Genomic DNA, 12658 nt, shown 5'->3' with positions numbered 1-12658 from the left:
TCTCGTGAGGGGGTGGTGGGCGGTCGAGGCGTGGTGAGCGGTCAGATGTTGAGGGCGTCCAGGACCTGTTCCAGGACGAGTACACCGCCCAGGCCCAGGACCGCGAGAACCGTCGTGTAGGTCGTACGGGCCTTGATGGCGTCCAGGACGGACAGGTTGAAGTACTCCTTGAACATCCAGAAGCCCGGGTCGTTGACGTGGGAGAAGGCGATCGAGCCGCAGGACACGGCGAGGACCATCACCTCGGGGTGGACGCCGCTGCCCGCGAGCAGGGGCAGCGCCACGCCGGAGGCCGTGACGACGGCGACGGTCGCGGAGCCGAGAGCCACGCGGAGGATGGCGGCGATCAGCCAGGCGAGGAGGATCGGGGAGATGGACCAGCCGTCGGTCGCGTCCTTGATGTAGTCGGATATCCCGCCCTCGACCAGGACGTTCTTGAAGGCACCGCCCGCGCCGATGACGAGCAGGATCATCGCCATCGCCTGGGCGGCCTCCTTGCACGAGGCGCTGACTTCGGCCAGGCTGCGCCCGATCCGCGGGCCGAACGCCCAGATGGCCACGAGCAGGGTCAGCAGCAGGGCGATCGGCGCGGAGCCGATGAACGCGACGAAGTGCAGCAGGCCGCTGTCCCCGGAGGCGGCCAGGTCGGTCACGGCGGCCCCGGCGATGAGCACGACGGGCAGCAGGGCGACGGACAGCGACCAGCCCATGCCGGGCATCTCGTCGTCGTCGAAGACGCGCTCGCTCACCAGGCCCTTGGGGATGGCGGGGTTCATCGCCCGGACGAAGGGCAGGCGGGGCCACAGCAGGGCGATGAGCGCGCCGGCCGGGACGGCGATGAACAGGCCGTAGAACAGGGTGAGTCCGACGGAGGCGTGGAAGGTGGCGGCCACCGCGGTGGGGCCGGGGTGGGGCGGCAGAAAGCTGTGCATGGTGGACAGGGCGATCGACATGGGCAGCCCCACCCACAGCAGGTTCGACCGGGTGACCCGGACGAGGGTGAAGGCGATCGGCACGATGATCACGAAGGCCACCTCGTAGAACATCGTCACGCCGATGAGCATGGCCGTCAGCACCATGGCCACCTGCACCCAGCGCGGTCCGCACAGATCGAGGAGCCGGCCGGCTATCCGCTGGGCGGCGCCGGAGTCCCCCATCACCCTGCCGACCATGGCGCCGAGCCCGATGGTGAGCATCGTGTCGCCGATCTGGTCACCGATGCCCTCGGCGAGGACGTCGGGGATCTTCTCCAGCCCGATCCCCTGCACCAGGCCGACACCCACGGCCACCAGGAGCAGAGCGGCGAAGCCGTTCAGCCTGAGCTTGGTCATCAGCACGAGCAGGACCAGAACACTGATCCCGACCACCACGAGCGGCATAGTGCGGTTCTCCTTTGAACGTCGGCCGCTTACGTTCACCCCGACGAATGGGGTCCTCATATGAAGACGTCGTCTACATATGAGGACGGAGATTATGTTCGTGGATGGTCAAGGGTCAATGGGTCTGCAGCGGTGGTTTTTGCGGCGCGCCCACGAGCCGCCCTACGGTGCGCCGGTCTACGAAGCCCCGATCTACGAGGCCCGCCAGCCGGTCCAGCGCACAACGGTGATCACGATCGCGGGGCCTGCCGGGGGCTGTTGCCGGTACTGGGGGTACTTCTGGCGCAGCAGACCGACGGCTACGGCGTACTCGTCGCGCATCGTCTCGTCGGACGCGTCGGGCAGCAGGGTCCGGGCTTCGCCGTCGGCCCGGACCCACCACAGGCGGTCCCAGTCGTCGTCGTACACGTCCACGAGCAGGCTGACCGCCGGGTGGCCGGCGATGTTGCGCAGCCGCCCGAGCCGCTCGGAGCGCTTCGGCTTGCGGTCGACGGCGGTGACGATCCGGTCGCCGCGCCCGGCGAACACCACCGGCACCAGGTGCGGGCGTCCCACCGGGTCGACCGTCGCCAGCCGTGCCACCCGGGCAGCGGCGAACCGGCGGCGCGCCTCGTCCTCCTCCATGTCCGGCACTGTCCGCTCCTTCGGTCTCAGCGGTACGGGTGCCCCCAGGCGGGTACCCCTATCGACGTACCGCCCCTCGCGGGGAGACGGCTCCTGGGCCTGGCCGGCCGAGCGGATCAGAGGTGAGTGCACATGGTCGGCGACACCGACGACGACATCCAGACACGGCGGCGTGGCTCCAGCGGCCACCGGGCGGTGCCGCACACAGCCGACGTCCGCGTCGAGGCGTGGGGCGTGAGCCGGGAGCGCTGCCTGGTCGAGGCCGCGCTGGGCATGGTGGAGTGCTTCGCGGACGTCACGGCGGTACGGCCCACCTCGGTGGAGCGGGTGCGGCTGGAACAGGACAGCGACGAGGGTCTGCTGACGGCGCTCCTCGACGAGGTCGTCTTCCGCCTCGACGTGGACGGCCGCGTGCCCGTCGACCTGGAGGCCGACCCCACGGACGGCGACCTCGACGTGCGCCTCGCGCTCGTCGAACTGGCGGACGTGGAGGTCACCGGTGCCACCCCGAAGGGCGTCTCCTGGCACGGGCTGCACTTCGGGCCGGATCCCTACGGGTGGTCGTGCGCGGTGACTGTGGACGTGTGAGGCGTACGCGTCCAGGCGGCCCAACGGTCGTTACGGTCGTTCAACCGCCTGGCCTCTCCCTAAGCCCTTCCCCTCAACCCTTCCCCTCAGCCCTTCACCACCCCCAGCGGCACCAGCCGGGCCACCGTCCGGCACAGCCGTGCCCCCTCGCTCGCGGCCACCACCTCGCTCACGTCCTTGTACGCCTCGGGCGTCTCCTCCGCGAGGCCGCGCAGCGAGCGCGGGCGTACCGCTATGCCCGCCGACTCCAACCGGGCCCGCAGTTCACGGCCGCCCACCGTGCGGGCGGCCCGGTGCCGGCTGAGGACGCGGCCCGCGCCGTGACAGGTGGAGGAGAACGCGTCTCCGCCCGCCACGCCGACCAGGACGTAGGAGGCGGTGCCCATCGTCCCCGGGATCAGCACCGGCTGGCCGACCTCGCGCAGGTCGTCGGGCAGGTCCGGATGGCCGGGCGGGAAGGCGCGGGTCGCGCCCTTGCGGTGGACGCAGAGAGTGCGGCCCGCTCCGGCCACCTGGTGGGTCTCGATCTTGGCGAGGTTGTGGGAGACGTCGTACACCAGGGACAGCCGGATTCCCCCGGCGCGGTGGAAGACCTTGCGGGCCGCGTCGGACAGCAACTGGCGGTTGGCGCGGCCGTAGTTGGCGGCGGCGGCCATCGCGCCGAGGTACCGCTGCCCCTCCGGCGACTCGACCGGCGTGCAGGCCAGTTGCCGGTCGGGGACCTTGATGCCGTAGCGGGTCATCGCGCGGTCCATCAGCCGGACGTGATCGGTGCAGATCTGGTGGCCGAGGCCGCGGGAACCGCAGTGGATCATCACGCACACCTGGCCGACGGCGATCCCGAACGCGGCGGCGGCCCTCTCGTCGTACACCTCGTCGACGCGCTGCACCTCCAGGAAGTGATTGGCGGACCCGAGGCTCCCGACCTGCCCGAGTCCGCGCTCGCGCGCCCGGGCGCTCACCTGGTCCACGTCGGCGTCGGCGACCGCCCCGCCGTCCTCGCAGCGCGTCAGGTCGCGTCCCTCGCCGTGCCCCTCCCCCACCGCGTACCGGGAGCCGCCCCGCAGGATCCGCTCCAGTTGGCCGGGGCCGGTCAGGTGCCACACCCCGCCGGGACCGGCGCCGCGCGGGATGGCCCGGTCCAGGCCGTCCATCACCTCGGTCAGCCCGGACTCCAGCCCCTTCTGATCGGTGTCTGCGGCGAGCAACCGCACCCCGCAGGAGATGTCGAAGCCGACCCCGCCGGGCGAGACGACCCCGCCGTCGGCCACGTCGGTCGCCGCGACCCCGCCGATGGGGAAGCCGTAGCCCCAGTGGATGTCGGGCATGGCGTACGACGCGCCGACGATGCCCGGCAGCGTGGCCACGTTGACCACCTGCTCCAGTGACTTCTCGGCGTCGTTCAGCAGCTTCCGGGAGGCGAACACCACGCCCGGCACCCGCATCGGGCCGTGCCGGTCGATACGGAAGCGGTGGGGAGCTTCCTCGACCAGTTCCATGGCAGCCTCCCGCACTTCGGCCCGACGGTCTCCCGCGCCCGGCATCGCAGGTGCGGGGTACCCGCGTGGGGCGCTCCCTATCGCGGCGAGCGCCGAGGACATCCGGGGGTGCCTGCCGGGGCGGTGCGAGCTGGTGACCTGCGGGTCCACGGCTGCGGCTCCGGTCGGCGGCCTGGAGGCCCGGGAGGGCCCGGAGGCCCTGGAGGCCCAGGAGGCCCGACGAGACGCTCGCACGGGCGCCACCGACACCCTGGCAACGCCGGAGATCGAGACGCCCGAAGTCCCAGCGACCATGCCCACGCCCCCGGGCCATTGGCTGCGCCCGGGCGGCGCCCCGCCCAGCCCCTTCGCGCCCGAGGCACCCCGGACCCAGGCCGTCTCTCCGGGTCGGCGGCCCGGAGGCCCAGGAGGCCCGACGAGACGCTCGCACGGGCGCCACCGCCACCCCGGCAACGCCGGAGATCGAGACGCCCGAAGTCCCAGCGACCATGCCCACGCCGGCCCAGGCCACTGGCTGCGCCTGGGCAGCGCCCCGCCCAGCCCCTTCGCGCCCGAGGCACCCCCCCCCCCCCCGCAGGCCGACCCGGCCCTGCTGACCACCCGCGACACCATCCGCGACTCCATCCGCGACGAGACGAGACCTCCGGCCCGTACCACCGCCCCTCGCCCGGCAACGCCGAACAGCCCTGGCCGGTGACTTGATCCCGGCCCCCACCACGACCTCGTACCGTTGAGACATGAGCGGCGGCACGGTGACGCTGTTCGTCTGCGGCGACGTGATGCTCGGACGCGGCGTCGATCAGATCCTGGCCCGGCCCGGCGATCCGGTGCTGCGGGAGGGGTACGTCACGGACGCGCGGTCGTACGTGAGCATGGCGGAGGCGGTCAGCGGACCGATTCCGGCGCCGGTCGACCCGTCCTGGCCGTGGGGCGAGACGCTGCGGCTGCTGGAGGCGAGCGCCCCGGACGTGCGGATCGTCAACCTGGAGACGTCGGTGACGCGCAGTGCCGCGTTCGAGCCCGGCAAGGCGGTCCACTACCGCATGCATCCGGCCAACCTGCCCGCCCTCACGGTGGCCCGGCCCGATGTCTGCGTCCTGGCCAACAACCATGTTCAGGACTTCGGCCGCGCAGGCCTGGAGGAGACGCTCGACGTGCTGCACGAGGCGGGTCTACGGACGGCGGGCGCGGGGCGGGACGCCGAGGAGGCTTATGCGCCCGTGGCGCTCCCGCTCCCCCACGGCGGCCGCGTGCTCGTGTTCGCCCTCGGTGCCGGCAACAGCGGCATCCCCGCACAGTGGGCCGCGACGGCGGACCTGCCCGGCGTCGCCTACGCACCCGAGCTCTCGCCCGCCACGGCCGCAGCCGCGGTGCGGCACATACGGCAGGTGAAGCGGGCCGGCGACCTCGTCGTCGTGTCCGTGCACTGGGGCTCCAACTGGGGCTATCTCGTCCCCCGTGAACAGCGCCGCTTCGCGCACGCCCTGGTCGACGGGGGCGCCGACGTCGTCCACGGCCACTCCTCCCACCACCCCCGTCCCGTCGAGGTCTACCGGGACCGGCTGATCCTGCACGGCTGCGGCGACTTCATCGACGACTACGAGGGCATTCCCGGCTACGAGCAGTACCGCGACGACCTGCGCATCGCCCACCTCGTGACGGTGGCGGCGGACACGGGCGAACTCGCCGAGCTGCGCATGGTGCCCCTCATCTCCCGCCGCATGCGCCTGGAACCCGCCCCGCCCGAGGACCGCACCTGGCTGCACAGCACTCTCGACCGCATCAGCCACGGCGTCCGTCTCGCCCTTGGAACGGACGGCGCGCTCACCCTGACGAGGCCCGCGGCACCAGCTGCCCCATGAACCGCCACCCCCGGCTTGGCCTCCTCGGCATCGGGCGCGGGGCGGAAGAGCCTCACTCGCCGCGCAGCGCCTGCAGCACATCGGCGTCGGTCAGCTGGCCGAAGTCCTGGTACCACTCGCCCACCGCGCTGAACAGACTCGGCACGCGCAGGCAGACGAACTCGTCGACCTGGCGGCGCAGTTCCTCGGCCGCCTCCGGTGCGCAGACCGGTACGGCCAGCAGCAGACGCTGGGGCTGCTGGTTGCGGACCGCGCGCAGCGCGACGCGGGCGGTCGAACCGGTCGCGACCCCGTCGTCGACGACGATGGCGGTACGGCCGCGCAGCTCCGGAGCCGGCCGGCCCTCCCGATAGCGCTCCTCGCGCCGCCGCAGCTCCTTGCGCTCCCGCTCCACCACCGGCGCCAGATCGGCCTCGCTCAGCCCCAGCCGGTTCAGCGACGCCTCGTCGAAGAGCGGCGGATCGTCACCCGCGAGCGCGCCGACGCCGAACTCCTCGTGGAACGGCGCACCGATCTTGCGTACGACGAGCACGTCCAGCGGGGCATCCAGCGCCCGGGCGATCTCCCGGGCGACCGCGACTCCGCCGCGCGGCAGCGCGAGGACCACAGGCTGCGGAAGGATGCCCTTGTCCTGCCGGATGCGCAGCTGCTCCGCCAGCTCCTGCCCGGCCTCCTTGCGGTCACGGAACTGCATGGGCTTCCCCTTCCGTCCGTCGCCGCGTACCCCACCCTCCGGCACCGGACACACCACGGGCCTCGCCCGGCTCCGGCGCCGCACGGGTCTGGACCGCTCGGACGGGACTGGCCTAAGGTGCCGGATGGCAAGCGCTTTCTAGCCTGACCATGCCAATTTCTGTCGCCGGTGCACCCCTTGCCGGTGCAGCCAGTGCCACCGCAGCCATTGCCAACCGCAGCCATTGCCAGAGCAGACATGCGCGGAAAGGAAGCGTCTCGTGCCGCACCACGAATCGCCCCGCCCGTCCCAGCCGTGGTCCCATCCGTGGTCCCAGCCGTGGTCCCGCAAGGCGTTCCTGCGGGGACTGGCCGCTGCCGGAGCGGCCCCGCTGCTGACCGGCGTCCTCCCCACGGCCGCCCCCGCCGGGGCCGCGTCGCACCGGCCCGACTTCCCGCTGGTGCGGGACGGCGCCGCCGTCGAACTGTACGTAGACGCGGCGGACGACCCCGCGGTGATCCGCGCGGCCGGCGATCTCCAGGCAGACGTCGAACGGGTCAGCGGAGTCCGGCCCGAGCTGCGCCACACTCTCCCGGAGACGGCCACCAAAGGCCTGGTCCTGGTCGGCACCCTCGGCGCCAGCCCGGTCGTCGACCGGCTCGTGGCGCAGGGGCGCCTGGACGTGTCGCGGGTGAAGGGGCACTGGGAGGCGTCGGTGACCCAGGTGGTGGAGCGTCCGCTGCCCGGGGTGGAGCGGGCCCTGGTGATCGCGGGCAGCGACCGGCGCGGCACGGTCTACGGCATCTACGACACCTCGGAGCGCATCGGGGTCTCCCCGTGGTACTGGTGGGCCGACGTCCCCGTGGCCCGACGCGACACGGTGACGGTGGCCGCGGGGCCGCTCAAGCGGTACGAGCCGTCAGTGCGCTACCGGGGCATCTTCATCAACGACGAGCAGAACCTGACCACTTGGTCGCACCGCACCCAGGAGCCCGACAAGAACATCGGCCCCGAGACCTACAAGCGCATCTTCGAGCTGCTGCTCCGCCTCAAGGCCAACTACCTGTGGCCGGCGATGCATCCGTACTCCGACTTCTTCAACAAGCACCGCGAGAACCCCGAACTGGCCGACCGCTACGGCATCGTCGTCGGCTCCAGCCACCCCGAGGCACTGCTGCGCAACGGCGTCCACGAATGGGCGCCGTGGGCGGAGGAGCACCGCGGCGCCGACGGCAGCCTTCCGGTGTACGACTACACGGTGAACCCCGGCGTCATCTCCGACTACTGGAGAGCCAGGGCCAGACAGAACGCCTCGTACGAGAGCAGCTGGACGATCGGCATGCGCGGCCTGCACGACAGCGCGCTGGAGACCAAGTACGCCACGACCATTCCCGAGAAGGTCGCGGTGATGAACGACATCTTGGCCGACCAGCGCCGCATCCTGGCCGAGGAGGTCGGCGCGGCCGTCGAGCCGCAGATCTTCATCCCGTACAAGGAGGTCCTGGAGCTGTACAACGCGGGCGTCCAGGTCCCCGACGACGTCACACTGATCTGGCCGGACGACAACCACGGCAACATGCGCCAGCTGCCGAACGGCGCCGAGCGCAGCCGTGCGGGCGGCAACGGCATCTACTACCACCTGTCCTACTGGGGCCGCCCGAAGAGCTATCTGTGGCTGGACACCACCCAACTCGCCAAGGTCTGGCAGGAGTTGCGGCGGGTGTACGAGCACGGCGTCGACCGGATGTGGATCTTCAACGTCGGTGACGTGAAGTCGATCGAGACCGGTCTGTCCTTCTCCATGGACATGGCCTGGGACGTGGATCGGTGGGGTGCCGACGGCGTCGAGGACTTCCTCGCCGAGTGGGCCGGGCGGCAGTTCGGGCGGCGGTACGGCCGGGAGATCGCCGCCATCCGTACCGAGTACTACCGGCTCGCGGCGGAGCGGCGTCCGGAGTTCATCGACCGCGGGGTGTTCTCCGTGGTCCACCACGGCGACGAGGCGGGCCGGCGGACGGCCGCGTACGAGGAGTTGCTCACGCGGGTACGGGCGGTGGGGGCCGAGGTGCCCGAGCAGTACCGGGACGCCTTCTTCGAACTGGTCGAATACCCGGTGCACGGCGCGTACTTGATGAACCTGAAGTACTACTGGGCGGACCGCAACGCGCTCGCCGTCCGGCAGGGACGCGGGGCCGGGACCAACCGCTTCGCCGACCTGGCGGAGGCGGCCCATGCCGAGGAAGCGGCACTCACCAAGCGGTACAACACCGAGGTGGCGGGCGGGAAGTGGGACGGCATCGTCAACCCGTATCCCTCCCAGATCCCGAAGGCGCCCGGCCGTCCCGCCGTCACCCGGGTCGCCCGGCAGGAGACCTCCGGGCTCGGTGTGGCCCCCGAGGGCAACGAGATCGGGGCGGAGCGCCCGCTGTCCTTCTCCTCCTACACCCGGGACAGACGTTTCCTCGACGTCTTCAACACCGGCTTCCTGCCGCTGGGCTGGTCGGCCGAGGCGAGCCACCCCTGGGTGCTGCTCAGCACGGCGGGGGGCTCTCTGACCGAGCAGACCCGGGTGTGGGTGGAGCTCGACTGGGCGCGGATGCCGGAGGGGACGCACGACGCCACGGTCGCCGTCAGCGGGGCGGGACAGCGGGTCGAGGTGCCGTTGCGGGTGGTCAACGACGGTGAGCGGGCGCGTCTGCGGGCCCGGGGGTTCGTGGAGGCCCACGGGTATGTCTCGATCGACGCGGTGCACGCCGACCAGCGGGTGGCGCGTGGTGGGGCGCACTGGCGTGTGGTGCGCGGGCTGGGCCGCCGTACGGGCGCCTTGGAGGCGGTGCCGTCGACTGCGGCTGCGGTCACCGCCGACTTCGCCACCAGGGCGCCGGAGTTGAGGTACCGGGTGCGCTTCGGCGGCGCCGGCACCTTCCCGGTCACCGTCTTCCGGCTGCCGTCCCTCGACGAGCGCGGCCACCGCCGGCTGGCCGTCGCGCTCGACGACCGGCCGGCCACCGTCCTCGCGGGCCAGGCCGTCGCCACCGGCAACCGGGGCGACGCCTGGGCCCGCAACGTGGAGGACGGCGTCGAGAAGCTGACCGCCACGGTGACGGTGGACGAGCCCGGTGAGCACGTCCTGCGGATCTTCATGGTCGACCCGGGCATCGCCGTCGACCAGATCGTCATCGACACCGGCGGGCTGCCCGTCAGCTATCTGGCGCCGCCGGAGAGCTACCACCCGGTGTTCCGTCCCGACCCGGATCGGGCACCGGGCCGGTAGCCCGCCGCTAGCCGCTAACGCTTGCCGCTACTGGATGGCCCAGCCCACGCTGCCGACACCCGAGCTGTAGACGGCGCAGACGCCCGAGGACTCGCCGTACTGGCCCGGCGCCAGCGTCACCCACTGGCCGGAGACGTCCGGGGCCCAGCCGCAGACGACCTCGGCGCGGAAGGTGACGGTGTGGTCGGTGTTGTTCTGGCAGCCGGCGATGCCGTGGTCCGGGTTGTTGTTGTGCACCCAGCCGTCACAGTCGACGGTCCCCACGGCGTGGGCGGGGGCGGCCATGCCGCCGAGGGTGAGGGCCAGGGCCGAGACGGTGGTGGCCAGGCCGGCTGCGAAGATGCTCTTCCTGCGGTTCATGTGTGTCCCCGTGATGTCGTGGTTCCGTTCGGACTTGCCGCTGCCAGTCAAGGTCAGCGGCGCTTCGACGGGAACCTCGGACATCCGAGGGTGGGGTCGGGGTGGGGTCTGTGCGGTACGAGGGCGACGTCCGCGTTCACCCGTTCGCCGGATCCGGCGTGTCAGGAGTGTCAGGCACATCGGGCGTGTCAGGCGCATCGGGTGTTTCCGGGCTGTTCCAGTCGTACGGTCCGCCGCCCCGCCACTCGATCAGCTCGGGGTCGTCGACGGCCCGGTCCTCGCCGGGCAGGCCCTCGCGGTGCAGCAGGTCCAGCACGTCGAACAGGCTGTACGCGATGCCGGTCGGCTCACCGCGGATCGTCACCTGACGCCCGCCGTCCGACGCGGGCGGCTGCACCACCACTGGGGGACGCGTGCTCATGCCACCACCATGCGCTCTGCGCGGCCCATACGCAGCCCGGCGTACATCAGCGTTGGTAGAGGCCCACGAGTGTTCCGCTGGCCAGCTGCTGCCGGTCGAGCACCTGGTGTGCTTCTTGGGACGTGGCCGCCTCCGGGACGGAGACGGGGCCCGGGAGGGCGTAGAGGTGGAAGAAGTACCGGTGCGCGTCATCGCCCACCGGGGGCAGTGGACCGCCCCACCCCGATTCTCCGAAGCCGTTCCTGTGCGGGTGGCTGCCCGGAGTGGTCCCGCCCGCCGGCAGCCCGTCGGCGTGCGGATCGATGCCGGTGACCAACCAGTGGACGAAGGTTCCCGACGGGGCGTCCGGGTCCTCGCACAGCAGGGCCAGCTCCACCGCCTCGTCGGGCACTCCGGACCAGGTCAACGGCGGAGAGACGTTCTGCCCCTCCAGGGCATGACGACGCGGGATCATCGCGTGATCTTCGAACGCGGAGCTCGTGAGTTCGATGTCAGTCATGCGCGCCGCAGTACCCATCCGGGCGCAGGCCACACGCGGCGCCGGGCCCGGCGTGCGGGCACCCCGGGTCGGGGGCCCTGCCTCGTTTCGCCGTGCCCACGCCGGGAACTCGGCGGGCTGCGCCGACCTCGAGGGGAGGAGCGCCGTGGCATTCCGCGACCGTACCCACGCCGGACGGGAACTCGCTCTGCGGCTGGTCGAGTGGGCCGATTCCGGTGATCTGATCAACCTGCTCGTGCTGGCCCTGCCGAGCGGCGGCGTGCCCGTCGCGGCGGAGGTGGCCCGTGCGCTGCACGTTCCGCTGGACGTGCTGGTCGCACGTGAGATCAGCACCCCGATCCGTCCGGAGACGGCGATCGGAGCGATCGTCGCCGACGATCCGCCGCTGTACGACCGGCAGGGCCTGGCCATGATGCATCTGTCCGAGGACCGGCTCGGCGATGTCGTCGCGAGCGAGCGCAACGAGCTCCATCGCCTCGAGTACGTCTACCGCGGCCGCCGCCCGGCCCCGTCCGTGGGCGGTCGCACGGTCGTCCTCGTCGACGACGGCCTGACCACCGGCCTCACCGCCACGGCGGCGCTGCGCTTCCTGCGCCGCCACGGTCCGGCCCGACTGGTCCTGGCGGTCCCCGTCGCCAGCCCACGCACGACGGCCGCCGTCCGCGCCGAGTGCGACGACCTGGTGTGTCTGGTGCAGCCGACGTCCCTGCACGCGGTCGGTGAGTGGTACGAGGACTTCGGCCGGGTCCCCGACACGCAGGTCACGGACACGCTGCACACGTTCCACGCCACGGCGTGACGGGGCACTCGTCACGCCCGGTCGCTCGTCCCTCGGGGGCGATCAGCGCGAGGCCGAGGTCGGGGCGGTGCGCCCGGCCGCGTGACATGGTGGTGCCATGGCCATCGAGGTTCGTCCGGCTTCGGTCTTCGAGGACGTCCGTGCGGTGCTGGGCCCGAAGTCGCCCACAGCGAGCGTGTGTTGGTGCCTGAGCTACCGGATCCCGTCCAAGGTGAACAACGAGCTGCGCGGGCCCGCCCGCGGTGAGTACGTCGCCGAGCTGTGCCGTGCCGACCCCCCTCCTGGGGTGCTCGCCTACGACGGGGACGAGCCGGTCGGCTGGGCTGCCGTGGCCCCGCGCTCGGCGACGTCCTTCGCACGCAACCGCAAGATCCCGCACGTCGACGACCTGCCGGTCTGGTCGCTGTGGTGCGTCCGCGTACGGCCCGGCCATCGGAAGCAGGGGATCACCCACGCCCTCATCGCCGGCGCGGTCGACTTCGCCCGCGACCGGGGCGCCCCGGTGATCGAGGCGTACCCCCTCGACAACGGTGACGCCAAGGTCGACCTGACGATGGCGTACGCCGGGCTCCGGAAGAACTTCGAACGCGCCGGGTTCGTCCACGCGGCCGACACGACTTCGGTCCTGGCCGGTCATCCCCGCATCCTGATGCGGCTCGACCTGCGGGGCTGACGGATCC

Annotated in this window: 12 protein-coding genes; 5 read left to right on the top strand and 7 right to left on the bottom strand. The window is 72.0% G+C overall.

Translation table 11 applies throughout. The features are described 5' to 3' along the window. Nucleotides 1-41 precede the first annotated feature (41 nt). Nucleotides 42-1439, bottom strand: a complete 1398-nt coding sequence (locus EHO50_RS33180; protein ID WP_342787019.1) for a gluconate:H+ symporter — start codon at nt 1437-1439, stop codon at nt 42-44. A gap of 132 nt (nt 1440-1571) precedes the next feature. After that, nucleotides 1572-2012, bottom strand: a complete 441-nt coding sequence (locus tag EHO50_RS33175) for a TIGR03668 family PPOX class F420-dependent oxidoreductase (protein ID WP_246101639.1) — start codon at nt 2010-2012, stop codon at nt 1572-1574. A 123-nt stretch (nt 2013-2135) separates the two neighbouring features. Between EHO50_RS33175 and EHO50_RS33170 the strand changes: the two genes are divergently transcribed. Next, nucleotides 2136-2591 (top strand): archease, encoded by a 456-nt coding sequence (locus EHO50_RS33170; protein WP_128434940.1) that lies wholly within the window; start codon nt 2136-2138, stop codon nt 2589-2591. A gap of 86 nt (nt 2592-2677) precedes the next feature. On the opposite strand, the gene EHO50_RS33165 is transcribed toward EHO50_RS33170, so the two are convergent. Next, nucleotides 2678-4090: an RtcB family protein gene (locus EHO50_RS33165; protein ID WP_128434939.1), complete on the bottom strand. Its 1413-nt coding sequence runs from the start codon at nt 4088-4090 to the stop codon at nt 2678-2680. 737 nt (nt 4091-4827) lie between these two features. On the opposite strand from EHO50_RS33165, the gene EHO50_RS33160 reads away from it, so the two are divergent. Beyond that, on the top strand, nt 4828-5952 hold the full coding sequence (locus EHO50_RS33160) for a CapA family protein (protein WP_128434938.1): 1125 nt from the start codon (nt 4828-4830) through the stop codon (nt 5950-5952). A 52-nt stretch (nt 5953-6004) separates the two neighbouring features. Here the strand turns inward: EHO50_RS33160 and EHO50_RS33155 are convergent, their stop codons facing one another. Beyond that, nucleotides 6005-6646 (bottom strand): phosphoribosyltransferase, encoded by a 642-nt coding sequence (locus tag EHO50_RS33155; RefSeq protein ID WP_128434937.1) that lies wholly within the window; start codon nt 6644-6646, stop codon nt 6005-6007. 346 nt (nt 6647-6992) lie between these two features. Here EHO50_RS33155 and EHO50_RS33150 point away from each other — a divergent pair, with 346 nt between their 5' ends. After that, entirely contained in the window at nt 6993-9899 is a 2907-nt protein-coding gene (locus tag EHO50_RS33150; protein WP_128435067.1) for a glycosyl hydrolase 115 family protein, read from the top strand. 27 nt (nt 9900-9926) lie between these two features. Here the strand turns inward: EHO50_RS33150 and EHO50_RS33145 are convergent, their stop codons facing one another. The 3 genes from EHO50_RS33145 to EHO50_RS33135 form a co-directional block, all read right to left on the bottom strand. Next, complete coding sequence (locus EHO50_RS33145) at nt 9927-10259, bottom strand: hypothetical protein (RefSeq protein ID WP_128434936.1); 333 nt, start codon at nt 10257-10259, stop codon at nt 9927-9929. 136 nt (nt 10260-10395) lie between these two features. Then, a complete protein-coding gene (locus tag EHO50_RS33140) occupies nt 10396-10680 on the bottom strand; it encodes a hypothetical protein (RefSeq protein WP_128434935.1) in 285 nt (94 codons plus the stop codon). A gap of 46 nt (nt 10681-10726) precedes the next feature. Next, nucleotides 10727-11179 (bottom strand): YbhB/YbcL family Raf kinase inhibitor-like protein, encoded by a 453-nt coding sequence (locus tag EHO50_RS33135; RefSeq protein ID WP_128434934.1) that lies wholly within the window; start codon nt 11177-11179, stop codon nt 10727-10729. A gap of 145 nt (nt 11180-11324) precedes the next feature. Here EHO50_RS33135 and EHO50_RS33130 point away from each other — a divergent pair, with 145 nt between their 5' ends. Then, nucleotides 11325-11978 (top strand): phosphoribosyltransferase, encoded by a 654-nt coding sequence (locus EHO50_RS33130; RefSeq protein ID WP_128434933.1) that lies wholly within the window; start codon nt 11325-11327, stop codon nt 11976-11978. A 97-nt stretch (nt 11979-12075) separates the two neighbouring features. Next, nucleotides 12076-12651, top strand: a complete 576-nt coding sequence (locus EHO50_RS33125; protein WP_128434932.1) for a GNAT family N-acetyltransferase — start codon at nt 12076-12078, stop codon at nt 12649-12651. Nucleotides 12652-12658 lie beyond the last annotated feature (7 nt).

Source organism: Streptomyces cyaneus (assembly GCF_004028635.1).
Lineage (GTDB): Bacteria > Actinomycetota > Actinomycetes > Streptomycetales > Streptomycetaceae > Streptomyces > Streptomyces cyaneus.
The sequence above is the reverse complement of the archived record's forward strand: the minus strand, read 5'-3'. Positions and strand labels throughout refer to the sequence as shown.